The 25,811-nt window shown below is 65.4% G+C and carries 25 protein-coding genes and 2 riboswitches; of the genes, 23 read left to right on the top strand and 2 right to left on the bottom strand.

The window, feature by feature from the left end:
• Positions 1-68: 68 nt before the first annotated feature.
• The gene (locus B9A23_RS18995) at positions 69-431 is read right to left on the bottom strand and encodes a Y-family DNA polymerase (protein WP_084280719.1); all 363 of its coding nucleotides are present in this window, start codon (positions 429-431) and stop codon (positions 69-71) included.
• A 456-nt stretch (positions 432-887) separates the two neighbouring features.
• A riboswitch (cobalamin riboswitch) is annotated at positions 888-1,122 on the top strand.
• Positions 1,123-1,402: 280 nt separating this feature from the next.
• Here B9A23_RS18995 and B9A23_RS18990 point away from each other — a divergent pair.
• From B9A23_RS18990 to cobJ, 8 genes are all read left to right on the top strand, one after another.
• Complete coding sequence (locus tag B9A23_RS18990; RefSeq protein WP_230190277.1) at positions 1,403-3,331, top strand: TonB-dependent receptor; 1,929 nt, start codon at positions 1,403-1,405, stop codon at positions 3,329-3,331.
• 81 nt (positions 3,332-3,412) lie between these two features.
• On the top strand, positions 3,413-4,459 hold the full coding sequence (locus B9A23_RS18985; RefSeq protein WP_083455652.1) for a HoxN/HupN/NixA family nickel/cobalt transporter: 1,047 nt from the start codon (positions 3,413-3,415) through the stop codon (positions 4,457-4,459).
• A gap of 86 nt (positions 4,460-4,545) precedes the next feature.
• A riboswitch (cobalamin riboswitch) is annotated at positions 4,546-4,774 on the top strand.
• A 181-nt stretch (positions 4,775-4,955) separates the two neighbouring features.
• Complete coding sequence (gene cobW / locus B9A23_RS18980; protein WP_011444005.1) at positions 4,956-6,008, top strand: cobalamin biosynthesis protein CobW; 1,053 nt, start codon at positions 4,956-4,958, stop codon at positions 6,006-6,008.
• Between the two features lie 10 nt (positions 6,009-6,018).
• Positions 6,019-9,303, top strand: coding sequence for a cobaltochelatase subunit CobN (gene cobN, locus B9A23_RS18975; protein WP_011444004.1), 3,285 nt, complete (start codon positions 6,019-6,021; stop codon positions 9,301-9,303).
• Positions 9,300-10,445, top strand: coding sequence for a precorrin-3B synthase (locus B9A23_RS18970; RefSeq protein WP_011444003.1), 1,146 nt, complete (start codon positions 9,300-9,302; stop codon positions 10,443-10,445). Before cobN ends, B9A23_RS18970 begins: the two co-directional genes overlap by 4 nt.
• Positions 10,445-11,074 (top strand): precorrin-8X methylmutase, encoded by a 630-nt coding sequence (locus B9A23_RS18965; RefSeq protein ID WP_011444002.1) that lies wholly within the window; start codon positions 10,445-10,447, stop codon positions 11,072-11,074. Before B9A23_RS18970 ends, B9A23_RS18965 begins: the two co-directional genes overlap by 1 nt.
• Positions 11,071-11,808, top strand: a complete 738-nt coding sequence (cobI, locus tag B9A23_RS18960) for a precorrin-2 C(20)-methyltransferase (RefSeq protein WP_011444001.1) — start codon at positions 11,071-11,073, stop codon at positions 11,806-11,808. The genes B9A23_RS18965 and cobI overlap by 4 nt, the downstream gene beginning before the upstream one ends.
• 11 nt (positions 11,809-11,819) lie before the next feature.
• Positions 11,820-12,593: a precorrin-3B C(17)-methyltransferase gene (gene cobJ, locus B9A23_RS18955; protein ID WP_041549922.1), complete on the top strand. Its 774-nt coding sequence runs from the start codon at positions 11,820-11,822 to the stop codon at positions 12,591-12,593.
• Here cobJ and B9A23_RS18950 read toward each other — a convergent pair.
• Complete coding sequence (locus B9A23_RS18950; protein WP_011443999.1) at positions 12,557-13,318, bottom strand: cobalt-precorrin-6A reductase; 762 nt, start codon at positions 13,316-13,318, stop codon at positions 12,557-12,559. The two genes, cobJ and B9A23_RS18950, sit on opposite strands and share 37 nt — an antisense overlap.
• Between B9A23_RS18950 and B9A23_RS18945 the strand changes: the two genes are divergently transcribed.
• The 15 genes from B9A23_RS18945 to cobU are packed head-to-tail and all read left to right on the top strand — an operon-like array spanning position 13,317 to position 25,725.
• The gene (locus tag B9A23_RS18945; protein ID WP_041549920.1) at positions 13,317-14,525 is read left to right on the top strand and encodes a bifunctional cobalt-precorrin-7 (C(5))-methyltransferase/cobalt-precorrin-6B (C(15))-methyltransferase; all 1,209 of its coding nucleotides are present in this window, start codon (positions 13,317-13,319) and stop codon (positions 14,523-14,525) included. The genes B9A23_RS18950 and B9A23_RS18945 overlap by 2 nt on opposite strands.
• On the top strand, positions 14,507-14,902 hold the full coding sequence (locus B9A23_RS18940) for a cobalamin biosynthesis protein (protein ID WP_230190274.1): 396 nt from the start codon (positions 14,507-14,509) through the stop codon (positions 14,900-14,902). The genes B9A23_RS18945 and B9A23_RS18940 overlap by 19 nt, the downstream gene beginning before the upstream one ends.
• Entirely contained in the window at positions 14,899-15,684 is a 786-nt protein-coding gene (gene cobM / locus B9A23_RS18935) for a precorrin-4 C(11)-methyltransferase (RefSeq protein WP_011443996.1), read from the top strand. The genes B9A23_RS18940 and cobM overlap by 4 nt, the downstream gene beginning before the upstream one ends.
• Positions 15,681-17,015: a cobyrinate a,c-diamide synthase gene (locus B9A23_RS18930; RefSeq protein ID WP_011443995.1), complete on the top strand. Its 1,335-nt coding sequence runs from the start codon at positions 15,681-15,683 to the stop codon at positions 17,013-17,015. Before cobM ends, B9A23_RS18930 begins: the two co-directional genes overlap by 4 nt.
• Entirely contained in the window at positions 17,012-17,776 is a 765-nt protein-coding gene (gene cobF, locus B9A23_RS18925; RefSeq protein ID WP_011443994.1) for a precorrin-6A synthase (deacetylating), read from the top strand. Before B9A23_RS18930 ends, cobF begins: the two co-directional genes overlap by 4 nt.
• Complete coding sequence (gene cobO, locus B9A23_RS18920) at positions 17,766-18,392, top strand: cob(I)yrinic acid a,c-diamide adenosyltransferase (RefSeq protein ID WP_011443993.1); 627 nt, start codon at positions 17,766-17,768, stop codon at positions 18,390-18,392. Before cobF ends, cobO begins: the two co-directional genes overlap by 11 nt.
• Before the next feature lie 32 nt (positions 18,393-18,424).
• Entirely contained in the window at positions 18,425-19,054 is a 630-nt protein-coding gene (bluB, locus tag B9A23_RS18915; protein ID WP_041549918.1) for a 5,6-dimethylbenzimidazole synthase, read from the top strand.
• Between the two features lie 25 nt (positions 19,055-19,079).
• On the top strand, positions 19,080-19,487 hold the full coding sequence (locus B9A23_RS18910; protein WP_011443991.1) for a DUF1636 domain-containing protein: 408 nt from the start codon (positions 19,080-19,082) through the stop codon (positions 19,485-19,487).
• Positions 19,484-20,500, top strand: coding sequence for a nicotinate-nucleotide--dimethylbenzimidazole phosphoribosyltransferase (cobT, locus tag B9A23_RS18905; protein ID WP_011443990.1), 1,017 nt, complete (start codon positions 19,484-19,486; stop codon positions 20,498-20,500). Before B9A23_RS18910 ends, cobT begins: the two co-directional genes overlap by 4 nt.
• Entirely contained in the window at positions 20,497-21,066 is a 570-nt protein-coding gene (locus tag B9A23_RS18900; protein WP_011443989.1) for a histidine phosphatase family protein, read from the top strand. The genes cobT and B9A23_RS18900 overlap by 4 nt, the downstream gene beginning before the upstream one ends.
• Positions 21,063-21,803 (top strand): adenosylcobinamide-GDP ribazoletransferase, encoded by a 741-nt coding sequence (locus tag B9A23_RS18895; protein WP_084280718.1) that lies wholly within the window; start codon positions 21,063-21,065, stop codon positions 21,801-21,803. Before B9A23_RS18900 ends, B9A23_RS18895 begins: the two co-directional genes overlap by 4 nt.
• Positions 21,800-22,783: a threonine-phosphate decarboxylase CobD gene (gene cobD, locus B9A23_RS18890; RefSeq protein WP_011443987.1), complete on the top strand. Its 984-nt coding sequence runs from the start codon at positions 21,800-21,802 to the stop codon at positions 22,781-22,783. The genes B9A23_RS18895 and cobD overlap by 4 nt, the downstream gene beginning before the upstream one ends.
• Entirely contained in the window at positions 22,776-23,726 is a 951-nt protein-coding gene (gene cbiB, locus B9A23_RS18885) for an adenosylcobinamide-phosphate synthase CbiB (protein ID WP_011443986.1), read from the top strand. Before cobD ends, cbiB begins: the two co-directional genes overlap by 8 nt.
• Positions 23,714-25,201, top strand: a complete 1,488-nt coding sequence (locus B9A23_RS18880; protein ID WP_041549915.1) for a cobyric acid synthase — start codon at positions 23,714-23,716, stop codon at positions 25,199-25,201. The genes cbiB and B9A23_RS18880 overlap by 13 nt, the downstream gene beginning before the upstream one ends.
• Positions 25,198-25,725, top strand: a complete 528-nt coding sequence (gene cobU, locus B9A23_RS18875; protein ID WP_011443984.1) for a bifunctional adenosylcobinamide kinase/adenosylcobinamide-phosphate guanylyltransferase — start codon at positions 25,198-25,200, stop codon at positions 25,723-25,725. The genes B9A23_RS18880 and cobU overlap by 4 nt, the downstream gene beginning before the upstream one ends.
• Positions 25,726-25,811 lie beyond the last annotated feature (86 nt).

The raw sequence follows: 25,811 nt of genomic DNA, 5'->3' as shown, positions 1-25,811 counted from the left end.
CCATAACCGCTTAGCAGCGCTGGCAAAGAAATGGGCGCCGCGCCCGCGGAAGGCCAAATAGACTTACGTCAACGCCGCCTTCCGTCGGCGCTTACTTCTGATGCAACCAAGTTGCATACCAGTTCGTCGATCGAGCGCTCTTTTTCGATCGGCAGGCAGCCCTCGATTACAGCGAGGATACGGTGATGGAGCCGAACGTACGCATCAGGCCGTGCTACGATGAAAATCATCTCTGGCACGATCGCTCTGGCTTCGCTTACCGAAGCACCAGAGGGGACCCCCGCCCGCTTCGCTTCGCGGCTGATTGCAATGCAACCAGTGTGCCGGACATCTAGCGGTACTACACCAACCGGCTTCCCACGCAGGACTGGATTAAAATGTTGCTCGGCCGATGCGAAGAAGCTGTCGAAATCGAGGTAAAGCTTTGTCACAGCCGTAAGGGCCTTTTGCGAGGGAATCAGACGCAACCATTCTGGAGCATTTAGCGAACATCGGCAATCGAGATCAGCAGAGCAAAAGGGGCTAGGCAACAATCTGGTCAGTGCCTGCCATCAAATTCTTAGACGGCAATCCACTGACCAGCGGGTTTTGATGCGATTGAAATGACCTCGGAATGACCGAATATAGGGCTGCATTTGCCACCTTGTAGGCGGCGATTGCAGGGGCAGCAGGCGACCACTTCCGGTCGTACAGGAGTCCGATGGCCAACGATAGGTTCAGTGAAAACCCGCCATTCAAATCGAGTGCGCGCGGTTGGTGCGCTCTGGCCGTGCCAATGGCAATGGTGGCGCGGGATGCAGTAATCGTTGATTCAATCCCTGCTCCAAGCGTTATTGGCTTTTCCGATCACTTCAGTTAGGTGAGGTATCGACGGGCAGACTAGTCCGCCTTTCATTGATCGCGCCGGTGCCCCCGAAAGGGGCTTAATCGGGAATGCGGTGCGGAAGCTTGCTTCCAAATCCGCGGCTGTCTCTGCAACTGTAAGCGGATAGCGCGATGTACATCGCTCCTCTTGGAAGGGGCAGCCACTGGGCCGGACGCTAAATCATGCGAGGTCTGGGAAGGCGTGCATCAAGCTGTGACCCGTGAGCCAGGAGACCTGCCGGCGTCTGGTCGCTCTTGCCTTGGTCCAGAGGATGGCTGCGGCACGGTGAACTCCGTCTGAGCGACGAACGAGCGGCTGGGGCCGCATCGGAGACGTGCGTCGGCCGCCCATGGCGTCCGGCCGCCGCGCGTGTCGCCCGTTCGCGCGGGTTTGCCCCGGCCACGTCGCAAGACGCCGGGGGACTATTTAGTGATCAAGACCATTACTACCAGCAGCGCCCTTGCGCTGATCTGTATCGGAAAACCGGCATTTGCCGAAACCTCTGAAAAGGCATCGCAAACAAGCGCGGATGCAGTCGTGGCGGGTAACGACATTGTGGTTTTCGGTCGCGGTGAGGCCATGATCGGCACTGCCAAATCAGCGAGCGAAGGAAGCGTCGGAGGGGCCGATCTCCTCGTGCGGCCTCTTCTCCGCGTGGCCGAACTGCTGGAAGCGGTGCCCGGGCTGGTTGCAGCCCAGCATTCTGGGAGCGGCAAAGCCAACCAGTATTTCCTGCGCGGTTTCAACCTCGACCATGGGTCTGACTTCAGTACCTATATCGATGATGTGCAGATGAACTTTCGTACCCACGGACATGGTCATGGCTATCTCGACCTCAACGGCCTCATTCCGGAGATCGTGGGCCGGGAGGATTTTCGTAAAGGGCCCTACCGCGCCGATGGCGGTGATTTCGCTCTGGCGGGAGCAGCCTATATGACGACCATCAAGGGTTATGACCGGCCATGGGCATCGGCCGAGACTGGTTCATATGGTTGGCGCCGCGTCGCTGCGGGTGGAACATTGCACGACCTGGGCGGCGGAGACCTCACGCTTGTCGCCCAGGCCAAGGCCTATGACGGACCGTGGCAGGAACCTGAACGTCTGCGCCATTACTCGGGGTTCGCGAAATATAGCATGCCGACCGGTGCGGGCACATTGGAGGCATCTCTCCATGCCTACCGGGCGACATGGCACCCAACCGAGCAAATCCCCGAGCGCATTATCGGCACGGCGTTGTGTGCGGATGTGTTCTGCTCTCCAGATCCTTCCGCGCGGGGTGAGACGACGCGCCTGGTGGCTAACATCGCGGTCAAGCAACCGACATGGCGCGCCAATGTCTATGCCCAGTTTTACGACTGGTCGATGTTCTCGAACCCCACTTACACCGATCCGGATGGCACAAGCGCGCAGATCAAGCAGTTCGACCGGCGTTGGGTCCTCGGGCTGTCCGCACAAAAACATTGGGAAATCGCTGACAGTCTGGCTGTGAGCCTTGGCACCGAAAACAGATACGACGCCGTCGGGAATGTTGGTGTCGATCGAACGGCTGCCCGCGCATTTCTTGAATCTCTCGGGCACTTTCGGGTCGGGGAATTGTCTTCCGCGCTCTACGGCGAAGTCGCTTGGAAACCCTTGGCGGGACTGCGTGTGACAGGTGGTCTTCGCGGGGACTATTATCACTATTCCGTGCGTGCACGAGATTCTGTTGCGGCGTCGCTGGGCGAAGGCAGTGGCTCAGCGTCGATTCTCTCTCCCAAGGCGTCAATCGCCTATCAGGTTACGCCGCATCTTGAACTCTACGCCAACTGGGGCCGTGGATTCCATTCCAACGATGTTCGGGGTGCGGTCAACAGGGACACGCCTGTTCCCGTTCTGGTTCGCGGCATCGGCAAGGAACTGGGAGGACGCATTCAATTCTCCGGGGTCACGTTAACCGCGACTTACTGGTGGCTGCATGTCGGCAGCGAACTTCGTTTCATTGGCGATTCCAATGCTGTTGAACCGTCGGGTGCCAGTGGGCGTCATGGCTATGAAATCGTCGCCTTCTGGCGGCCGTTCCCTTGGCTTGCGCTTGATGGAAACTATACCGCCAGCCATGCGCGCTTCGACAATGGCGATCACATCCCCAATGCATTTGAGAACGCGGCTTCAGCCGGTGCCGCCATCATTCTTGATCCCTGGGAAGCCAGCATTCGGGTGCGCCACCTTGGACCTTCTCCGCTTGTCGAGGACAACAGTGTCCGGGATCGAGGCAGCACCGTCATGAATGCCCGGGCCGCGTGGAAGGGCAAGAAGGTCGAGATATTTGGAGAAGTGCTGAACATCTTCGACAGCCGGGACAAGGACATCGCCTATTATTACGAGTCCTACATCCCCGCCTTCGATGCAGGTGCTCCGGTGGAAGGCCGGTTGAGCCGCGTGGTCGAGCCTCGAACTGTGAGGATTGGCGCAAAGGTCAATTTCTAGCGAAATCCCTTGATGGGCGGCGCTGCAGCACGTCTGCGGCGCCATCCTTCGTTTGTATATTCCTCAATCGCCGAGCCAATCATGCACCTCACGAAGTCACTGCCATCCCTGTCTCTGCGCCGACGAATTGGTGCCTTGTTTGCCGGATTGATCGCCGCCAACATTGGGGTCTGGGTCTGGGCATTCAGCCTGTTTCATGCACAGCCGTTAATGCTCGGCACCGCTGTGCTTGCCTGGGGGCTGGGCCTGCGTCACGCGGTTGATGCCGATCATATTGCGGCGATTGACAATGTGACCCGCAAGCTGATGCAGGACGGGCAGCGCCCGGTTTCGGTCGGATTCTGGTTCGCGATCGGGCATTCCGGAATCATTGCCATAGCATCGATCATCATTGCGGTGACGGCCAGCGCGCTGTCGCAGTTCGGCGCCTTCAAGGAAATCGGTGGCGTGATTGCAACCGTGATTTCCGCGCTTTTCCTGTTCACGATCGCCGGCATGAACCTGGTCATCCTGCGCTCTGTCTGGCGGACTTTTGCCCATGTTCGTGCAGGCGGCAGCTATGCCGAGGACGATCTTGATCTGCTATTGGGTGGGCGCGGTCTGCTTTCCAGACTGTTCAGGCCGATGTTCCGCCTCGTGAACAAAAGCTGGCATATGGCCCCGCTGGGGTTTCTGTTCGGGCTTGGGTTCGATACAGCAACCGAAGTTGCCATTCTGGGCATGTCGGCCAGCCAGGCCGCCGATGGCCTGTCGATCGGGACAATCCTGGTCCTGCCCGCCCTGTTCGCGGTCGGTATGGCCCTCATCGATACGGCGGACGGCGTGGTGATGCTGGGCGCTTATGAATGGGCCTTCGTGAAGCCGATCCGCAAGCTCTACTACAACATCACCATCACCCTGATCTCGGCCATCGTGGCGATTGTCATTGGTGGAATCGAAACGCTGGCCCTGATTGGCGACAAGCTGGCCCTTACGGGTGCGCCATGGCGGATCGCCATTGAACTGGGTGAAAATTTCAATGGTCTGGGCTTCGCCATCATCGGTCTTTTCGTGTTCTGCTGGCTGGCGAGTTACGCGATCTATCGATGGAAGCGGTTCGATGAAATCGAGGTTTCGGTCGGTGCCTGACCGTCCACGTTGCGTGAAGCAACATCATCAATTGGCTTGGCTGGCATTTTCGTCTAGAGCGCGCGGTGAAGGATCGGGGTAACCCGCCCTTCAATGATCGCGCCGGTGCCCCGCAAGGGGCTTAATCGGGAATGCGGTGCGGGAGCGTGCTCCCAAATCCGTGGCTGTCCCTGCAACTGTAAGCGGATAGCGCGATGCACATGCTCCTGAATTCAGGAGCAGCCACTGGGCAGCGCGCAAGCGCCAAGTCTGGGAAGGCGTGCATCAAGCTGTGACCCGCGAGCCAGGAGACCTGCCGGCGCACCGGTCGCTCTTGCCTGATCCAGGGGATGGTCACGGCACGGTAACTCTCCGTCTGAGCGACGAAGCTGTGTGGCTGGGGCTGCACGGGTTGCGTGGTTACGGGTGCTTTGTCGCGCCCGCCCGTCGTCGCGCGCCGACCGGACTTGTCCGGCAAGCCCCGCCGTGTCTCGCTCTGGCGCGCGGGGAAGTTACTATGCCAGACCTGTCCAAGGCGTCCCTGTCCAAGGTGCCGGTCACCATCATCACGGGCTTTCTGGGCGCGGGGAAAACCACGCTCATCAGCCACCTGATCCACAATGCCGGTGGCCGCAGGCTGGCCGTGGTGGTCAACGAATTCGGTTCTCTGGGTGTGGATGGCGAGATTCTGCAGTCCTGCGCCATTCCTGATTGCCCGGCGGAAAACATCGTAGAGCTGGCCAATGGCTGCATCTGCTGCACCGTGGCGGACGATTTCATCCCGACGGTGGAAAAGCTGCTGGCGCTTGATCCGCGCCCCGATCACATCCTGATCGAGACATCGGGTCTGGCGTTGCCAAAGCCGCTGCTCAAGGCGTTCGACTGGCCTGCGATCCGCAGCCGGATCACCGTGGACGGCGTGCTGGCGCTGGCCGATGCCGAAGCGGTCGCGGCAGGCCGGTTCGCGCCCGATGTGGCAGCGCTTGACGCCCAGCGCGCCGCCGATCCGAGCATCGATCACGAGACGCCGCTGTCGGAAGTGTTCGAGGATCAGCTGGCCTGCGCCGACATGATCCTGCTGACCAAGGTCGATCTGGCCGGACCCCAAGGCGTAGCCGCCGCGCGCGCGATCATTGCGGCAGAGCTTAGTCGCCCGGTTCCGGTGATAGAACTGACCGAAGGCGTGGTCGATCCGCGTGTGATCCTGGGGCTTGATGCCGCAGCCGAGGACGACATCGCCGCGCGCCCATCGCACCATGATGGTGAGGATGATCACGAACACGACGACTTTGACAGCACCGTTATCGAATGGGGCGAGATCGCCGATCCGGCGGCGCTGGTCGCGCGGATCGAGACGCTGGCCCGCGATCACCATATCCTGCGCGTAAAGGGCTATGCCGCCGTTGCGGGAAAGCCGATGCGGCTGCTGGTGCAGGCGGTGGGCGCGCGGGTGCGGCACCAGTACGATCGCCCGTGGCGCCCTGACGAGCCGCGCCGCACCACGCTGGTCGCCATTGCCGAGCACGATCACGTCGACGCCGATGCCATTCGCGCGGTGCTGCTGGCGTAAGGCGCGGGCCATGCACGTCATTTTCCGCGAAACGCACGGGATGGAGGAAACCGCCGTCCCGCAGGATCTGGGGCAAGAGCCCGCGGATCTTGTGGTCCTGTCCTTTTCGGACAGCGATCTGGGGGCGTTCGCGGCGGCATGGCATCAGGCCCGTGCAGACGATGCGACATTTCCTTCGCTGCGGCTCGCCAATCTGGCGGCGCTGATGCATCCGCTGTCGGTCGACACGTATGCCGAGCGGACGCTGTCGGGCGCAAAGGCGATCCTGATCCGGCTGATCGGCGGCACGCCCTATTGGAGCTACGGGCTGCAACAGGTCGAGGCGCTGGCCCGGTCGCGCGGGATCGTGCTGGCCGTGCTGCCCGGCGACGGCTTTGAGGATGCGCGGCTGGATGCGGCCTCGACCGTGCCGGTGACCGCGTTGCGCGAACTTGCGCAGTGGTGCGATGCTGGCGGTGCAAGGGCGGCGCAGGCGGCGCTTGCCGCGCTGTCGCAGCTGGCGGGGCTGATTGATGCCCCCGCCCGGACATTCGATCCGCTGCTGATGGCGGGAGGCTGGCATCCCGGCCGGGGCGTGATCGATCTTGAAGCCTTTGCGCGCGATCCCGCAAGGCCGCTGGTCCTGATCGTGTTCTATCGTTCTTACCTGACCGCCCACGATCTGGACCCGTTTGCCGCCCTGCATACCGCGTTCGAGCAGCGCGGTTTCGATGCATTGTCGATCTTCGTCCCCTCGCTGAAAGCCCCGCAGGTGCGCGAACAGGTGGACCGCTGGGTGCGCGGGCTTGGCCCGGCAGCGATCATCAACGCTACCGCTTTTTCCGCGCGGGGCGATGACGGCGCCACCCCGCTTGATGGCGCGGGCGTTCCCGTGTTTCAGCTGGCGCTGGCCACGTCCGGGCGCGCGGGATGGGCAGCGGCTTCGCGCGGGCTTTCCCCGGCAGACCTTGCCATGCACGTGGTCTTGCCCGAAATTGACGGGCGGGTGTTTGCAGGCGTCGCCAGCTTCAAGGAGGCGGGGACGCGCGATCCCGCGCTTGGCTTTGCCCGCACCATCCATCGCGCCGATGCAGGCCGGGTTGGGGCGATCACCGCGCGGGTGGCGGGCTGGATCGCACTTGCCCAAACGCCGGTTGCAGAACGGCGGGTTGCGCTGGTCCTGTCTACTTATCCCGGCAAGACATACCAGATGGCCCACGCCGTGGGGCTGGATGCGCTGGCTTCTGCCGAGGCGATCCTGGCCGATCTGGCCGAGGCGGGATATGCCACTGACGCGCAGGCCGGACTGGCAGCGCTCCTTCAATGCACACATCAGCACTGGCCGATGGCAGAGTACCGCAAGGCTTTGGCAGCACTGCCCGATACCCTGCGCGCTGAACTTTTCGCCGCATGGGGCGAGCCGGAAGCCGATGCTGCCGCCGCCGATGGCGCGTTCCGTTTTGCCGCGCTGCCCATCGGCAACGCGCTGGTAGCCTTGCAGCCCGAACGCGGCGAACGCGCCCATCGCGACGGCGACTATCACGACCTGTCCCGCTGCCCGCGCCATGGCTATGTGGCGTTCTACCTGTGGCTGCGCCAGCGAAGCGTGGACGCGCTGGTGCATATCGGCGCACATGGCACACTGGAATGGCTGCCGGGCAAATCAGTCGCGCTGTCCGATGCTTGCTGGCCCGAGGCGCTGACCGGCGCGATGCCGGTGATCTATCCGTTCATCGTCAACGATCCCGGCGAAGCGGCGCAGGCCAAGCGCCGGATCAGCGCGGTTACGATCGGGCACGTTCCCCCGCCACTGGTGCAAACGCAAAGCGGTGCGGGGCTGGCCCGGATCGAGGCGCTGCTGGATGAATTCTCCAACGCTGGCGGGCTGGACCCGGCCCGCCGCGACCGTCTGCAAGTGAACATCCGCGACGAAGCGCGCGTGCTGGGACTTGAGGCGGAACTGGGCCTTGATGACGCGGCCACGCTGGTCGAGGCGATCACCCGGATCGACCGCTTCGTTTGCGATGTAAAGGACAGCCAGTTCGGTGACGGGCTGCATGTGTTCGGGCGGGGAGATCAGGGCGCAGCCGAGCGGGCCGGATTGCTGGCGGCACTCGACGGACGCCGCGTTCCGCCCGGTCCCTCCGGCTCCCCCTTTCGCGGGCGCAGCGATGTGCTGCCAACCGGGCGAAACCTTTATGCGATAGACCCGCGCGCCGTGCCTTCACGCGCGGCCCATGCCCAAGGGGTGACACTGGCAGAGGAGCTGATCCGGCGGCATCTGCAGGATCACGGCGATTATCCGCGCGGGCTGGTGGTCGATCTGTGGGGATCGGCCACGATGCGCACGGCGGGCGAGGAATTCGCCATGGCGCTGCACCTGCTGGGCGCAAAGCCGCTGTGGGACACCGCGTCCGAACGGGTAACAGGCATCGAAATCCTGCCGCTGGCGCTGCTGGACCGGCCGCGTATCGATGTGACGTTGCGGATTTCCGGCCTGTTCCGCGATGCCTTTCCTGCGCTGCCGATACTGTTTGGCCAAGCGGTGCGCGCGCTGTGTTTGCGCGATGAACCGGCGGACTGGAACCCGTTTGCAGGGCAGGCTGCGGCACCGCGCGTCTATGGCCCGGCCCCCGGCAGCTATGGACTGGGTCTTGGCGATGCAGCCGAGGTCTATACTGAAGCGGCCCGGCGCGCTGCTGGTGAGGCATGGCTGGCGGCATCGGACCATGCGTTTGACGCAGCCTCCGATGCGATCGGAACCTTTGCCGATCCTGCCGGCCTGCGCCAGCGTGTTGAAGGAGCGGACGCCTTTGTCCATCTTCAGGACTTGCCCGAAACCGATCTGCTGCTGGCCGCCGATTATGCCGCGCACGAGGCGGGCTTTGCCGCTGCCAAGGCGCTGATCGGTGGTTCGGCGGCGCTCTACCACCTCGACAATCGCGATCCGGGGCGCACCGTTGCGCGCACCCTGACCGAAGAGATCGCCCGCGTGGTCCGCGCCCGCGCGGCGCACCCAGGCTGGGTGGCGGGCATGATGCGGCACGGCTTTCGCGGGGGGGCAGAACTGGCCGCGACGCTGGACCATATGGGTGCCTTTGCGCACCTTTCAGGCAGCGTACCGCCGCATCTGTTCGACCTTTATCACGACGCGACACTGGGCCAGACCGATGTTCGCGCATTTCTTGAACGCGAGAATCCGGCTGCGCTGGCGGCGATGGAAGCCCGCTTTGCCGCGCTCCATGCCGCCGGGCTGTGGCAGACCCGGCGCAATTCCATCCTCGCCAGCCTGCCAAGGCTTGAGGACAGGGCATGAGCAGTTTTGCGGTGAAGGGCTGGTGCCCCGATGCCTGGCACCCGATGATGGCGGGCGACGGGCTGCTGGTGCGGGTAAAGCCTCGGCTTGGCCGCCTGACGCGGGCGCAAGTGCTGGGCCTGTGCGATGCCGCCGTGGTGCACGGCAATGGCCTGATCGACATGACCGCCCGCGCCAATCTCCAGCTTCGCGGGGTGCCTGAAACTGGCTGGCAGGCGCTGCTCGACCGGTTGCTGGTGCTGGATCTGGTGGACCCTGACCCTGTCATCGAACAGCGGCGCAACATTCTGGTCGCGCCGGATTGGCGGGTCGGTGATGACAGCCATCGCATTGCGGGCGCGTTGCTGACCCGGCTGGATGAGTTGCCCGATCTGCTCGGTAAAGTGGGCTTTGCCATCGATGCCGGTCAGACCTGCATTCTGGGTGGCGAGGCGGGCGATTTCCGCATTGAGCGCGGCGGCGATGGCGGTCTGATCCTGCGCGCCGATGGCCGCGCCACCGGTATGGCGGTTGCTGCTGGCAGGGAAGTGGACGCGCTGATCGCGCTCGCCCACTGGTTTGCGGCCAGCGGCGGCGCGAAAGCGGGGCGCATGGCGCGACACCGGCTGGTCCTGCCCGAATGGGCCTGTGGCGACATTCTGCCCGCGCCGTCGGCTGCTTGCATCGTGCCGGGCCTTCATGATCTGGGCCTCCGTGATGGGAGTTGGGCCTATGGCTTGCCGTTTGGCCGGATAGAGGCGCGGATACTGGCCGGGATGGTGGAAGCATCGCCCGCCGCAGCGGTGCGGATCACGCCGTGGCGTGTGCTGCTGGTGGAAGGCGCGCCTGCCGTTTGCGCCGGTGGGCTGATCGATAATCCTGCCGACCCGCTGCTGCATGTCGATGCTTGCCCCGGCGCGCCCTGCTGCCCGCAGGCCTCGGTTGAAACCCGCGATCTTGCCCGCCGCCTTGCACCGCATGTCGCCGGGCGGCTGCATGTTTCGGGCTGTGCCAAGGGCTGCGCCCGCCAGCGCGCCGCCGATGTCACGCTGACCGGCCGCGATGGCCTGTTCGATCTTTCCCTGAACGCACCCGCCGGTGCGTTGCCAGTTCGCTCTGCGCTCAGCCCAGCCGAGCTTCTCGCCCATTTCGGAGCCGCTTGATGCCCCATATCTATGAAACCGATGGCGCGGCCATCTATCGCCAGTCTTTCGCCATGATCCGCGCCGAAGCCGATCTGGCGCCCTTTTTCGCTGATGAGGAACCGGTGGCGGTGCGCATGATCCACGCCGCCGGGATGGTGGACCTTGCCGCGCATATCCGCTTCTCACCCGGCTTTGCCAGTGCGGCGCGGGCGGCGCTGGCCGCTGGCGCGCCGGTGCTGTGCGATGCGCGGATGGTGTCCGAAGGGATCACCCGTGCGCGGCTGCCTGCTGATAATCAGATCATCTGCACCCTGAATGCGCCGCAAGTGCCCGACATGGCGCGGGCAATGGGTAACACCCGCTCTGCCGCCGCACTGGAACTGTGGCGGCCGCATCTGGCAGGCGCGGTGGTGGCCATCGGCAACGCGCCAACCGCGCTGTTCCATCTGCTGAATATGCTGGAAGATCCCGATTGCCCGCGCCCTGCGGCGGTCATCGGCTGTCCGGTGGGCTTTGTCGGCGCGGCCGAATCCAAGGCCGCGTTATGGGCCGCGCCGCCGGTGCCGTGCTGCATCGTTGAAGGGCGGCTGGGCGGCAGCGCGATCACGGTTGCTGCGATCAACGCTTTGGCGAGCGGCACCGAATGAGCGCGGCCCTTTCCTGCGGGACGATCCACGGCGTGGGTTTGGGTCCGGGTGCGCCCGATCTGTTGAGCGTTCGCTCTGACCGGCTGGTGCGTGGCGCCCGCCACGTGGCCTATTTCCGCAAGGCCGGGCGACCAGGACAGGCGCGGCGGATTGTCGAAGGAATGCTGCGCCCCGACGTGATCGAAATCCCGATGGAATATCCGGTGACGACCGAGATTCCGTTATCCGACCCGCGCTACAACGACTGTCTTTCCGCTTTCTATGCCGAATGCACGCAGCGATTGGTCATGCTGGCGCAGGCAGGCGAAGACGTGGTCGTGCTGTGTGAGGGCGATCCGTTTTTCTACGGTTCATTCATGCATTTGCACACCCGGCTGGCGGGCACGGTTCCGGTGGCAGTGGTTCCGGGTATCACCGGCATGGCCGGGGCGTGGAACGCAACCGGCATCCCGATCACCTGGGGCGACGATGTGCTGACCATCGCGATGGCGACCCTGCCCGAGGATGAACTGGTGCGACGCATCCGCGATACAGATGCGCTGGTGGTGATGAAGATCGGGCGCAACCTGCCCAAACTGCGCCGCGCGGTGGCCGCTGCCGGGCGCGAGGATGCGGCATGGCTGGTCGAACATGCCGCCATGCCAGGTCAGCGGGTCACGCGGCTGATCGAGGCCGAAACGGTCACGCCCTATTTCTCGATCCTGCTGATTCACGGCCAGGGGCGCCGGCCATGAGTGCCGGGGCCATGAGCGGCTGGCTGGCCATCGCCGGTCTGGGGCCGGGCGACGAGGCGCTGATTACGCCCGAAGTCACCGCCGCTCTGGCCGGGGCAAGCGATGTCATCGGCTATATTCCCTATGTCGCCCGGATCGCCCCGCGCGCCGGGCTGACACTGCATCCGTCCGATAACCGGGTGGAGCTGGACCGGGCCGCCCATGCGCTGGAACTCGCGGCGCAGGGGCGGCGCGTGGTGGTGGTATCATCGGGCGATCCGGGCGTTTTCGCGATGGCCGCCGCCGTGTTCGAGGCGCTGGAGGCAGGCCCGGCCCACTGGCGCGATCTCGACATCCGGGTGCTGCCCGGCATCACCGCGATGCTGGCCGCCAGCGCGCGGGCGGGGGCGCCGCTGGGTCATGATTTTTGCGCGATCAATCTGTCGGACAATCTCAAGCCGTGGAATTTGATCGAAAAACGGTTGCGGCTGGCGGCAGAGGCGGACTTTGCCATGGCCTTCTACAACCCGAGGTCAAAAGCCCGGCCCGAAGGTTTCGAACGTGTGCTGGAATTGCTGCGCGAAGTGTGCGGCCCGGATCGCCCGATCTTGTTCGCCCGCGCCGTATCGACGCCCGACGAGCAATTGCGGATCGTACCGCTGGGTCAGGCCCGTGCAGACATGGCCGACATGCGGACCATGGTGATCGTCGGATCAAGCCTGACGCGGATCATCGAACGGACAAGTGGGCGAAAGCTCGGTCCGATCCTCTACACGTCGCGTTCGGCCTTGGGTTCGGCGTCATGACCCAGCCAGACCAGTACATCTTCCGGGCGATAGCATTCGGCCCGGCCCGGAACGGCAGGGCGATCAATCATCAGGACCGGCAGGCCCAGATCCCGTGCGGCGATCAGCTTGGCCTCTGCGCCTTGCCCGCCAGCGTTCTTGCACACCACCAGATCGATGGCGTGCGCCTCCATCAATGCGCTGTCGCCTGTGGCGGTGAACGGCCCGCGATCGACGATCAGGGTGTGATGGGGCAAGCCCGGCGGCTGGTCTGGCGCATCGACAAAGCGCAACAGATAATGATGCTGCGGCTGGGCAGCGAAGGCTGCCACATGCATCCGGCCCAGCGCCAGCATTACGCGGCGGGAGTGCCCGGCCAGCGCTGCCACCGCACCGTCGATGCTGGCAACGCGGGTCCAGCGGTCTCCGGCGACCGGTTGCCACGCCCGGCGGGTCAGCGCTACATGAGGCACTCCGGCCAGGCGGGCCGCCTCCACGGCATGGCTGCTCATCGTTGCGGCAAAGGGGTGGGTCGCGTCCACCAGATGAGTCACGCGGTGGTGGCGCAGATAATCGGCCAGCCCCGCCACACCGCCGAACCCGCCGACACGCACCGGCACCGGTTGAGCGCGGGGGTTTTCGGTCCGTCCGGCATAGCTGAGCGTCGTCGCAATGCCCCGCGCGCCAAGCAGGCGGGCAAGCGCGCTGGCCTCTGTCGTGCCGCCCAGCAGGAGGACGTTGGGCATGGCTGATATGGCTCCTGAAGCGTGGTTGACGATCATCGGCATTGGCGAGGACGGGCCGGACGGCCTTTCCGCCGCCGCCCGCACGGCGCTGGCGCAGGCCGGACTGGTCATGGGACCGGCACGGCACCTGTCGCTGCTGCCCGCGATTACCTGTACCATGATCGAATGGCCAGTACCCTTTGCCGATGGCATTGCCCTGCTGATGCAACATCGCGGGCAGCGGGTGGTGATGCTGGCATCGGGCGATCCGTTCTGGTTCGGGGCGGGAAGCAGTGTGGCGCGCCTGCTTGATCCGGGCGAATGGGTGGCGATCCCCGCGCCTTCCACTTTCACGCTGGCGGTTGCGCGGCTGGGCTGGCCGGTTCAGGATGTGGCCTGTCTTGGTCTCCATGCCGCGCCGTTAGATCGGCTCAAGCCCCACCTGGCACCAGGGCGGCGCGTCATTGCACTGTTGCGCGATGGCGCGGCGGTGGCCGCGCTGGCGGACTATCTGACCGGCCAAGGCTTTGGCGCGTCAGCGTTGCATGTGATGGAAGCGCTGGGCGGGCCGCGCGAACGGGTTCGCACCGCGCGCGCCGAGGGGCTGTCTTTCACCGACATCGCCCATCCGGTAGCGGCCGGGATCGAGTGTGCCGGGCATGGCCCGTCCTTGCCGCTGACGGCGGGCCGACCGGACCACTGGTTTGCGTCCGACGGGCAGTTGACCAAGCGTCCGGTACGCGCGCTGACGCTATCGGCGCTGGCCCCGTGTGCGGGTGAGCTGCTGTGGGATATTGGCGCGGGATCGGGATCGATCGGGATCGAATGGCTGCTGGCCCACCTGGCCAACCGGGCCTGTGCGATAGAGGCGGATCCGGTGCGCGCGGACCGTGTGCGGGCCAACGCCGCTGCGCTGGGCGTTGATCGGCTGAAAGTTGTCGTCGGGATTGCGCCGGATGCCCTGCCACCGGGACCATTGCCCGATGCGGTGTTCATCGGCGGTGGTTTATCGGAAGCCTTGCTGGACACGCTATGGGCACGTTTGCCCGCCGGAACGCGGCTGGTGACCAATGCGGTGACGCTGGAATCAGAAGCGCTGCTAGCCCGGTGGCATGGCCAGAAGGGCGGGAGCCTCCTGCGCATCGAACTGGCCGACGCCGCACCGCTGGGCAACCGGCACGGCTGGCGCGCGCGCTATCCGGTGGTGCAATGGAGCGTGACGCTGTGATCATCGCCGGGTTCGGCTTTCGGTCAGGCGTCGGCCTGCCTTCGCTGCGCGCGGCGTTCGCGCTGGCGGAGCAGGGGCAACCGCCGGTGACGCATCTGGCCACGGCGCAAGACAAGCTCGCAGCGCTGCTCCCTCTGGCCGAAGCGCTGGGCCTGCCGCTGATGGGCGTGGCGTCCGATGCACTGGCTGCCGTTTCCACCCCCACGCGCTCCATCGCCAGCCTGAACGCTCGTCACGTCGGCAGCGTGGCCGAAGCGTCCGCGCTTGCCGCTGCTGGCGCGGGTGCGCGCCTGCTGTCGCCGCGCCACATCTCCCCCGATCGCATGGCGACGTGCGCCATTGCTGCCAGTGTCAACCTTCAGGGAACCCCGACATGACCGTCCACTTCATTGGCGCCGGTCCCGGCGCGCCCGATCTTCTCACTTTGCGCGGACGCGATCTGATCGCGGGCAGCCCGGTGTGCCTTTATGCCGGGTCGCTGATCCCGGTCGCCGTGCTGGATCATTGCCCGCCGGGCGCCCGGATCGTGAACACCGCGCCGCTGGAACTGGACCAGATCATGGCCGAAATCGCCGCCGCCCATGCCGCCGGGCACGATGTGGCGCGGCTGCATTCGGGCGATCTTTCGGTGTGGTCTGCCATGGGCGAGCAGTTGCGCCGCCTGCGCGCGCTGGACATTCCCTTTACGATCACACCCGGCGTCCCGGCTTTCGCCGCCGCCGCCGCTGCGCTGGAGGCAGAGCTGACCCTGCCCGCGCTGGCGCAATCGCTGGTGCTGACCCGCACACCGGGCCGCGCCAGCACGATGCCGCCCGCCGAAAGCCTGGCCAACTTTGCCGTGACCGGCGCGACGCTGGCCATTCACCTTTCGGTTCACAATCTGGCGCAAGTGGTGGCGGACCTGACGCCGGCCTATGGCGCGGATTGCCCCGTCGCGGTGGTCTGGCGCGCCAGTTGGCCCGATCAGCGGATCGTGCGCGCCACGCTCGACACTATTGAACAGGCCATCGCCGGGAGCATGGAGCGCACCGCCCTGATCCTGGTCGGGCGGGTGCTGGCGGCGCAGGATTTTGCCGAAAGCAGCCTCTATGCGCCCGGTTATGATCGCCGGTTCAGGCCGCAGGATGCCACGTCACGTTTTGGCGGTGCGGCCGAATGAGCGCGCGCCACCAGACTCCGGGATTGATGATCGCCGCCCCCGCATCGGGCACAGGCAAGACCACGGTGATGCTGGGCCTGCTGCGCGCCCTGACCGAAGACGGGCTGGCGGTGCAGCCGTTCAAGAGCGGGCCGGACTATATCGACCCGGCGTTTCACCGCGCGGCGAGTGGCAGGCCGTCGTTCAATCTCGATAGCTGGGCGATGGAGGACGATCTGATCGCTGCCATTGCGGCGCAGGCCGGGGGCGCGGACATGGTGCTGGCCGAAGGGTCGATGGGGTTGTTCGATGGCGTGGCCAGCAAGGGTGCGTCGGGCAATGGTGCCAGCGCCGACATGGCCCGCCGGATGGGCTGGCCGATCGTGCTGGTGCTGGATGTGTCGGGGCAGGCGCAGTCCGCCGCCGCCACCGCGCTGGGGTTCAGCAGCCTTGATCCGGGGCTGCCATTTGCCGGGGTGATCCTGAACCGCGTGGCCAGTCCGCGTCATGAACGGCTGGTGCGCAAGGGCATGGAGGCGGTGGGCATTCCGGTGCTGGGCGCCCTGCCAAGGCGCGGCGACCTGACCCTGCCCGAACGCCATCTGGGGCTGGTTCAGGCGGTGGAGCATCCCGACCTTGATCGCGCGATTGCCGAGTTTGCAGCGTTCCTGCGCGCCCATGTCGATCTTGACGTTATTCGCCTTGCCGCTGGTGCCGCACCACAAGCCGACGGCGGCAACCTGCCTGCCCCTCCGGCCCAGCGGATCGCCATGGCGCGCGATGCGGCCTTTTCGTTCGTCTACCCGCATCTGATCGAAGGCTGGCGGCGCGCCGGGGCGGAGATCCTGCCATTCTCGCCGCTGGCCGATGAAGCGCCTGCCGCCCATGCCGATCTGGTGTGGTTGCCCGGCGGCTATCCCGAACTGCACGCCGGGACCATTGCGGCGGCTGCAACATTCCTGTCCGGCCTGCGCTGCCATGCGCAAACGCGGCCCGTGCACGGCGAATGCGGCGGCTATATGGTGCTGGGGCAGGGGTTGATCGACAAGAGCGGAGAACGGCACCGGATGGCCGGGCTGCTGGGGCTTGTCACCAGCCATGCCCAGCGCAAGATGCACCTTGGCTATCGCCATGCCGAACTGCTGGTGCCGGTATCGCGCCTTGCCGCCGGGACCAGGCTGCGCGGGCACGAGTTCCACTATTCAACCATTGCCGAACAGAGCGACGCGCCGCTGGCGCTTGTGACCGATGCCGAAGGCGCGGCGGTGGCCGAAAGCGGATCGCATCGCGGCCATGTCACCGGCAGCTATTTCCACATGATCGCGCCCGCTTCGTGCCGAGATGCCCAATGATCGACCTCCACCTGATCGGTATCGGCACTGGCAACCCCGATCACCTGACAGCGCAGGCTGTCGCGGCGATGAACCGTGCCGACCTGATCCTGTTGCCGCGCAAGGGGCAGGCCAAGTCCGATCTGATCGACCTGCGCCGGGAGATCTGCGCGCAGGTGCTGACGGGGCCAACGCGGATTGTGGAATTTGACTTGCCAGTGCGCGGCAATGGGGCCACTTATCTGGATGACGTCAACGCTTGGCATGATGCCATTGCCGATGCGTGGCGGGTGCAGATCGCCGAACATTTGCCCGGCGGTGGCAAGCTGGCGCTGCTCGTCTGGGGTGATCCCTCGCTGTATGACAGCACCTTGCGCATTGCTGACCGGCTGCGCAGCGCGGGGGTGGAAATCGCCGTGCGGGTGGTGCCGGGCATCACCAGTATTCAGGCGCTGACCGCTGCCCATGCCATGCCGTTGAACCCGCTGGCCGGCCCGGTGACGATCACCACCGGGCGGCTGCTGCGCGCCCATGGCTGGCCTGCCGGAGCCGACACGATTGTCGTGATGCTTGACAGCGGTTGCGCGTTCGAGGGGCTGCAACCGCAAGGCATCACCATCTGGTGGGGCGCTTATCTGGGCATGGCGCACGAGGCGCTGGAACAGGGCCCCCTGGCGCAAGCCGGTCCCCGGATCGCGTTGCGCCGGGCGGAACTGCGCGCGCGCCATGGCTGGATCATGGATGTCTATCTCATGCGAAGGGAATTGGCCGATGGAACCTGAAAACCAAGTAGAAGTTGCAGGCGGCGATGCCCGCCACGCCGAAAAGATGCGCAAGAAGCAGACCGCGCAGGCCAAGATCATGGCCAGCAAGACCCGCGAACAGGGCCTGCTGATCGTCCACACCGGCAAGGGCAAGGGCAAAACCAGCGCGGCGCTGGGCATGGTGGTTCGCGCCATTGGCCACGGCATGAAAGTGGGGGTGGTCCAGTTTGTCAAAGGGGCGATGAAAACGGGTGAAAAGGCCGTGTTCGATGCCTTTCCCGACAATGTCGAATTCAAGCCGATGGGCGAGGGTTTTACCTGGGACACGCAGGACCGCACACGCGATATCGCGGCCGCCCGCGCCGGCTGGGACGAGGTCAAGCGCATGATCGCCGATCCCAGCTATCACATGGTGCTGGCCGACGAACTGAACATCGTGCTGCGGTATGATTATCTGCCGGTCGATGAAGTGGTGGCGGTGCTGACCGCGCGCGACATGATGAAGCACGTTATCGTCACAGGCCGCAACGCCCCCGAGGCGCTGATCGAGGCGGCCGACCTTGTTACCGAAATGACCATGGTCAAGCATCCATTCCGCTCCGGCGTGAAGGCCCAGGCCGGCATTGAATTTTGACCGGGGATCGAGTTCTGAGCGCGGTCCCGCCTGTGTTCGGCGCGGAATTTGCGGAGCAATTCATGCAATTGCTGCGCTGGCGGCGCGATGTCCGGCATTTCGACCGCCGCGCCGTGGGCGAAGCGGACATGCGCGCGCTGCTGGCCTGTGCCTCGCTTGCGCCGTCGGTCGGCAATGCGCAGCCGTGGCGATTTGTGCGGGTGCGGACGCCTGACATCCGCGAGGCGCTGGCCGCCCATGCCGATGGGCAAAGTGCACAAGCGGCGGAGCGTTATGCCGGGCAGGCGCGGCACGATCACTACCTGTCGCTAAAGCTGCACGGCTTGCGTGAAGCGCCCGAACTGATGGCGGTGTTCTGCGATGAACTGCCCGAGGCGGGGCACGGCCTTGGCATTGCCACCATGCCTGAAATGCTGCGATATTCCTGTGTGCTGGCGATCCACAATCTCTGGCTCGCGGCACGGCTGCGCGGCATTGGCCTTGGCTGGGTGTCGATCGTTGATCCGCCTTTGGTTCAGGCCATGCTGGATGTACCCGCGCATTGGTCGCTGATCGCGCTGCTGTGCATTGGCTATCCGGCAGACACATCCGACACACCCGAACTGGAACGGCACGGTTGGCAACCGCGTGAACCGTGGAGCGACCGGGTGTTCGAACGATGATTTTCAATCAAAGGACCAGAAAACCATGCTGATACCCGTGGAGGACGGCCCCGCTATCGTGGCCTGCAACACTTGCCGCCATAGCGCCGATGCGCGTGAGGACTCCGCCGGGACGCGCGGCGGCGCGCAACTGGTGGCGGCGCTGCGACAGGTACAGGAGAGCGACGCGCGCTATGCCGGGGTGGCGGTGCAGGAGATGCCGTGCCTGTTCGCCTGCACCGATTTCTGCACAATCCACCTGCGCGCGCCCGGCAAGGTCGGCTATGTTCTGGGCCGGTTCACGCCGGACGAGGACGCCGCCACCGCCATTCTGGACTATGCGGTCCACTATGCCGCCAGCGAACATGGCCGGGTGCCGTTCAAGCAATGGCCGCAAGGCGTGAAGGGGCATTTCATAACCCGCACCCCGCCGCAGGGCTTCGTTGCGGAATGAGCCGGTTTGCGTCCCTTGCCGCCTTTGAAGCGGCGCTTGAGCGTTTGCCTGTGGCCGATGCGGACGCCATCACCGCTGCGCGGGCGCGGCAGGCCAGCCTGACCAAGCCCGCCGGATCGCTGGGGCGACTGGAAGACATCGCGGTGTTTATGGCCGGATGGCAGGGCACGGCGCAGCCGGTGATCGAACAGGGCCGCGCGGCGATCTTTGCCGGGAATCATGGCTTCGTTGTCCACGGGGTCAGCGCCTTTCCCGCCAGCGTGACTGCCGCGATGGTCGGCAATTTCGCTGCCGGAGGTGCCGCCATCAACGCACTGGCCGGGGCCGCCGGACTTGATCTGCGGGTCATCGCACTCGATCTGGACCGGCCCACGGCGGACTTCACCATCGCTGCGGCAATGGACGAGACGGAGTGCCTTGCTGCACTTGCTGCCGGAGCGGCGGTGGTGGAGCCGGGGCTGCACCTGCTGGTCGTTGGCGAAATGGGCATTGGCAATTCAACCGCCGCCGCCGCGCTTTGCGCGCGCAGTTATGGCGGCAGTCCCGCGCAATGGGCCGGGCCGGGAACGGGCGTTGATGCGGGCGGAATTGCGCGCAAGGTAGCCGTGGTAGAGCGGGCGCTGGCCTTTCATGCCGATGCGCCGGACACCCCGTTTGAAATCCTGCGCCGGTTGGGCGGGCGCGAAATCGCAGGCGTTGCCGGGGCCGTGCTGGAGGCGCGCCGTCTGCGCATCCCGGTGGTGCTGGACGGGTTCATCAGTTGCGCCGCACTGGCGCCGCTGGCCGCCGCCGTTCCGGCGATCACCGATCATTGTCTGGCGGGCCATTGTTCGGCTGAACCGGGGCATATCCGCTTGCTGGAGCATCTGGGCCTTGATCCCCTGCTGTCGCTGGGGATGCGATTGGGCGAAGGCAGCGGCGCGGCGCTGGCCGTGTCGGTAATCCGGGCAGCGCTGGCCACGCACAACGGCATGGCCACTTTTGCGCAGGCCGGGGTGGCAGACGGCCTGTGAGCAGCTTTCCCCTTTATCTCCTGCGCCACGGTGAACCGGAAGGCGCGGGGCGGCTGATTGGTCTTACCGATGCGCCGCCTATTGCCGCCGGTATCGCGGCCTGCGCCGATCAGGCGCGGAATCTGGCGGCTGAAGTGCTGATCGCTTCCGACCTGTCGCGGGCGCGTTTGGCGGGCGAGGCCATTGCCCTTGCGACCGGTGTGCCGCTGTCAATCGATCCGCGCTGGCGCGAACTGGACTTTGGCGCATGGGACGGGATGGCTCCCGGCGATGTAGAAGGCGCGGCACTGGCGCGGTTCTGGGACGATCCCGATGGCCATGCGCCGCCCGGTGGAGAACGCTGGTCGGCGCTGGTGGAACGAGTATCCAGCGCCCTTGGCGATCTGGCCGCGCGGCCGACGCTGATCGTCACGCATGGAGGCGCGATGCGGGCGGCGCTGGCGGTGTTGTGCGGGTTTGACATGCACCAGACGTGGGCCGTTGACCTGCCCTACAATTGCCTGCTGACGTTGCGCGTCTGGCCCGGAGCAACCCCCACGGCACAGATCGCGGGGCTTTATCCGTGAGGGGCTTCATCATCGCCCTGCAATTCCTGACGCGGCTGCCTATGCCAGCTCCACTGCGGACAATCGTCGTGGATGATGCCGCGTTTGCCCGGTCGATGCGCTGGTTTCCCGCTGTAGGCCTGGTTATTGGTGCAGCGGTTGCGGGAGCCGCATGGGCAGGCGCGCTGGTCGATCACCGGCTGGGCGCATTAGCCGCACTGATCGTCTGGGTGGGCGTGACCGGCGCGCTGCACCTTGATGGCCTGGCCGACCTCGCCGATGCCAGCGGCGCGGCGCATAAAGATCGCGAGCGGCTGCTGGCCGTTCTGGCCGATCCCCATGTCGGCAGCTTCGGCGTTGTCGCGATTGTGCTCCAACTGCTGAGCAAGTTGGTGCTGCTGGATATGCTGGTGGATGCACGGGCGTTTGGCGCGCTGGTACTGGTGCCGTTTGCCGCGCGCATCGGCCCGCTGGTGTGGACATGGTGGCTGATGCCGCTGCATCAGGGGCTGGCGGCTCGATTCCGTTCCGCCATCGGCCCGATCGATCTTGCGGGCTGGGCGGCCGCGCTGGCAGCGGCGGCGTGGTTCACTCCGGCGCTGCTTGTCACACCATTGCTCGTTCTGTGGTGGGGGTGGCACGTGCGCCGCGCGTTGGGCGGGATTTCCGGCGATGGCCATGGTGCAGGCATCGAGTTGATCGAAACCGGCTTGCTGCTGAGCGTGGCAATCACGGGCCTATGGATACACATGACATGAACAGCTTCAGTTTTCACGGCGGCAGGTTGGCCGATGCCATGGCGCAGTTCGGCATGGGCAAGGCGCCGTGGATCGACCTGTCCACCGGCATCAATCCGCATGGCTGGCCCGGCGCGGACAATCTGGCAGTGGACTGGCAGGCGCTGCCCGACACCGGCGCGCTGAACGATCTGGAGGCCGCTGCCGCCGCCTGTTTCGGCACTGACCCAGCCCATGTCTGTGCCGTACCAGGCACGGAGATCGGCCTGCGGATGCTGGGTGACATCCTGCCCGGCGCTGCCATCCACGCCCAGCCCAGCTATCGCACCCATGGCGAAATGATTCCCCGCAGCCGCCCCGTAGCCCTGACCGAGCTGACCGGAACGGAGGAGGCGACCATCATCCTTGCCAATCCCAATAACCCCGATGGCCGGATCATGTCGCCTGCCACCCTGCTTGGCTGGCTGGCGGCGCGGCGCGACAGCGCAGCGTGGCTGGTCGTGGACGAAGCCTTTGCCGATGCCGCCCCGCACAGCAGCCTTGCCGCCCATGTGCAGGACGGACAGCGGCTGATTATCTTCCGCTCGTTCGGCAAATTCTTCGGGCTGGCCGGGGTGCGGCTCGGCTTTGTGCTGGGACCGCGCGCGCTGATCGCGCAATATCGGCAGCGGCTGGGCAGTTGGCCGCTATCGGCAGCGGCGCTGGCCATCGGCACAGCGGCATATCAGGATGTGGACTGGACAGCCGCCATGCGGATGGCCTTGCGTGAACAGGCGGATGCGCTGGACGCGGTGCTGGCGCGGCGGGGCTACAGCGCGATAGGTGCTTGCCCGCTGTTCCGGCTGATCGAAACGGACGATGCCGCCGCGCTGTTCGAACGCCTTGCGCGCCATTCCATCCTGACGCGGCCGTTCGATTACGATCCGCGCTGGCTGCGCCTGGGCCTGCCCGCCGACCGACAGGCGCTGGATCGCCTTGATGCGGCGCTGGCTGATGATTGATCTGACTGCTTTCCTGGCCTTGGTGCTCGACGCGGCAGTGGGCTGGCCTCAGCCGCTGTATCGCCGGATCGGCCATCCTGTGGGCATCTTTGCGCGGATTATCGCCGCGCTGGAACGGCGCTGGAATGTCCCCTCGCGTTCCGATGGACAGCGGCGCATGGCCGGGGCGGTCACCGTCCTGATCCTGCTGGGTATGGCGGGCGGTGCGGGCTGGGTGCTGCAAAGTCTGCTCGTGGCAATCGCCGGGCCTTGGGCCTGGCCCCTGATCGCTGTGCTGGCCTGGCCGGGTCTGGCGCAGCGCAGCCTGTACGACCACGTCCGCCTCGTTGCCGATGCGCTGGAGCGGCAGGATCTGCCAGCCGCGCGCGCCACAGTCGGCATGATCGTTGGCCGCGATACAGCCGCGCTTGATGACGCGGGTGTTGCCCGCGCGGCGATCGAGAGTCTGGCGGAAAGTTTCTGCGACGGGGTGGTCGCGCCGTTGTTCTGGCTGCTGGTGCTGGGGCTGCCCGGTATCTGGGCCTATAAAGCGATCAACACCGCCGACAGCATGATTGGGCACCGCGAGGAGCGATGGCGCGCCTATGGTTGGGCTGCGGCCCGCACCGACGATGCGATGAACCTCATTCCAGCGCGCCTGTCGGGATTGCTGATCTGCCTGTGCGGCGGGGGTGGCTGGCGGATATTGTGGCGCGATGCGTCCAGGCACGCCTCGCCCAATGCGGGCTGGCCCGAGGCCGCGATGGCTGGGGCGCTGGGGCTGCGCCTGGCTGGGCCAATCGCTTATGACGGGATTCTTTCGGACAAGCTCTGGATTGGGGAGGGAGACCGCCCGGCCCGGACAGAGGATATTTGGCGCGGATTGGGCATCTACGCCCGTGCATGTCTGTGCCTGTGGTTCATGGCGGCCGGTATTGCAGGAGGTGCAGCATGGGCGCTATAATGCTTCAGGGCACCGGCTCTGATGTGGGCAAATCCGTGCTGGTGGCGGGGCTGTGCCGCGCCCTGGTGCAGCGGGGTTTGCGGGTCTTGCCGTTCAAGCCGCAGAACATGTCGAACAATGCTGCCGTCACCAGCGATGGCGGCGAGATCGGCCGGGCGCAGGCCTTGCAGGCAATCGCCTGCAAGGTGGAGCCGCATACCGACATGAATCCGGTGCTGCTGAAACCGCAGGCCGACCGCACATCGCAACTGATCGTGCATGGTCGGGTGCGCGGCACATTGGGCGCGGGCAATTTTCGGCAGGCACGGGGCGCGCTGCTCGGCGAAGTTCTGGCCAGCTATAACCGGCTCCGCCGGGCGTGCGACATCGTCGTTGTCGAGGGTGCCGGCTCTCCTGCGGAAATCAACCTGCGCGCTGGCGACATCGCCAATATGGGCTTTGCGCGAGCGGCAGGCGTGCCCGTCGTGCTGGTCGGCGATATTGATCGCGGCGGAGTCATTGCCGCCATCGTTGGCACGAGAACGATCATCGACCCCGCCGACACGGCGATGATCCAGGGTTTCATCATCAACAAGTTTCGGGGGGATCCCGCCCTGTTCGCCGATGGCTACGCCCAGATCGAAAGCCTCTCAGGCTGGCGCGGCTTCGGCGTTGTCCCATGGTTGAGCGCGGCGGCGCGGCTCCCCAGCGAGGATGCCGTGGTGCTGGAGAGCGGCAAGGCGCGGGCTGAAAGCCGCAAGCTGATCGCCTGTCCGATCCTGCCGCGCATATCTAATTTCGATGACCTCGATCCGCTGAAGCTCGAACATGGTGTGGACCTGCACATGGTTCCGCCCGGCCAGCCGATCCCGGCAGAGGCCGCACTCATCATCCTGCCCGGGTCAAAGTCGACAATCGCCGATCTGGCCGCTCTGCGTGCAGAGGGCTGGGACATCGATATTTTTGCGCATCACCGGCGCGGCGGGCTGATCCTTGGGCTTTGCGGTGGTTACCAGATGCTCGGCAAAAGCATCGCCGATCCCGATGGGTTTGAAGGTTCGGCCAGCGCTGCCAGCGGCCTTGGCCTGCTTGATGTTGAAACGACCTTGCACGCGCACAAGGCGTTGCGTCCGGTCAGCGGGCTGGCGATGGGCGCGCCATTCCAGGGATATGAAATGCACATGGGGCAAACCAACGGGCCGGATACGGAACAGCCCTTCGCCGTTTTCGCCGATGGCCGCCGCGATGGCGCGATAAATGCGGGCGGCACGGTGTTTGGTTCCTATGTCCACGGCCTGCTGGCTGATGCGGAGCTGCGCCGGGCGCTGCTGTCGCGCATGGATGTAGAAGCCGGGGGCGTGGACTATGGCGCCTCTGTCGAGGCGGCGCTGGACGAGATCGCAGCCGCGCTTGAGGAGCATCTCGATATTGACGCGCTGGTGGCGCTGGCCATGGCGGAGAGACCCGCTTCCGTCCCGGCGGGAGACAGCGCATGAGCAGCGCCTTGTCCCACTTGCTGGTGCTGGGCGGCGCGCGTTCGGGCAAGAGCCGCTATGCGCAAGGCAGGGCAGAGGCCCTGGCGGGTGAACTGATCTATCTGGCCTCAGCCCAGGCCTTCGATGACGAGATGCGCGAGCGGATTGCCCTGCACCGTGCCGATCGTGGGCCGCGCTGGTCAACCGTCGAGGCCCCCCTGGAACTGGCGGAGGCGATCACGGTATATAGCACGCCCGAGACGGTGGTGCTGGTCGATTGCCTGACGCTGTGGGCTTCGAACCTGATGCTGGCGGAACGCGATACGGCTGCCGCTACGGAAGGACTGACGCGCTCGCTTTCAGCCGCACGGGGGCCGGTCATTCTGGTCGCCAACGAAGTGGGTCTGGGCATTGTACCCGACAACGCCCTTGCCAGAAGGTTTCGCGATGTTGCGGGCCGCATCAATCAGGAAATAGCGGCATTGGTTGAAGAGGCAGTCATAATGTTCGCCGGCCTTCCCTTGACGCTGAAACCTAAAGGATGAGCGGCTAGCCATACCACTTGCCACTGTGCAACTCGTGGGGGCAGGTGGTATGGAGCAAAGCCAGATCCAGCGTGTCGGTGAGGCCG

Source organism: Novosphingobium sp. B1 (genome assembly GCF_900176395.1).
GTDB lineage: Bacteria > Pseudomonadota > Alphaproteobacteria > Sphingomonadales > Sphingomonadaceae > Novosphingobium.
The sequence above is the reverse complement of the archived record's forward strand: the minus strand, read 5'-3'. Positions and strand labels throughout refer to the sequence as shown.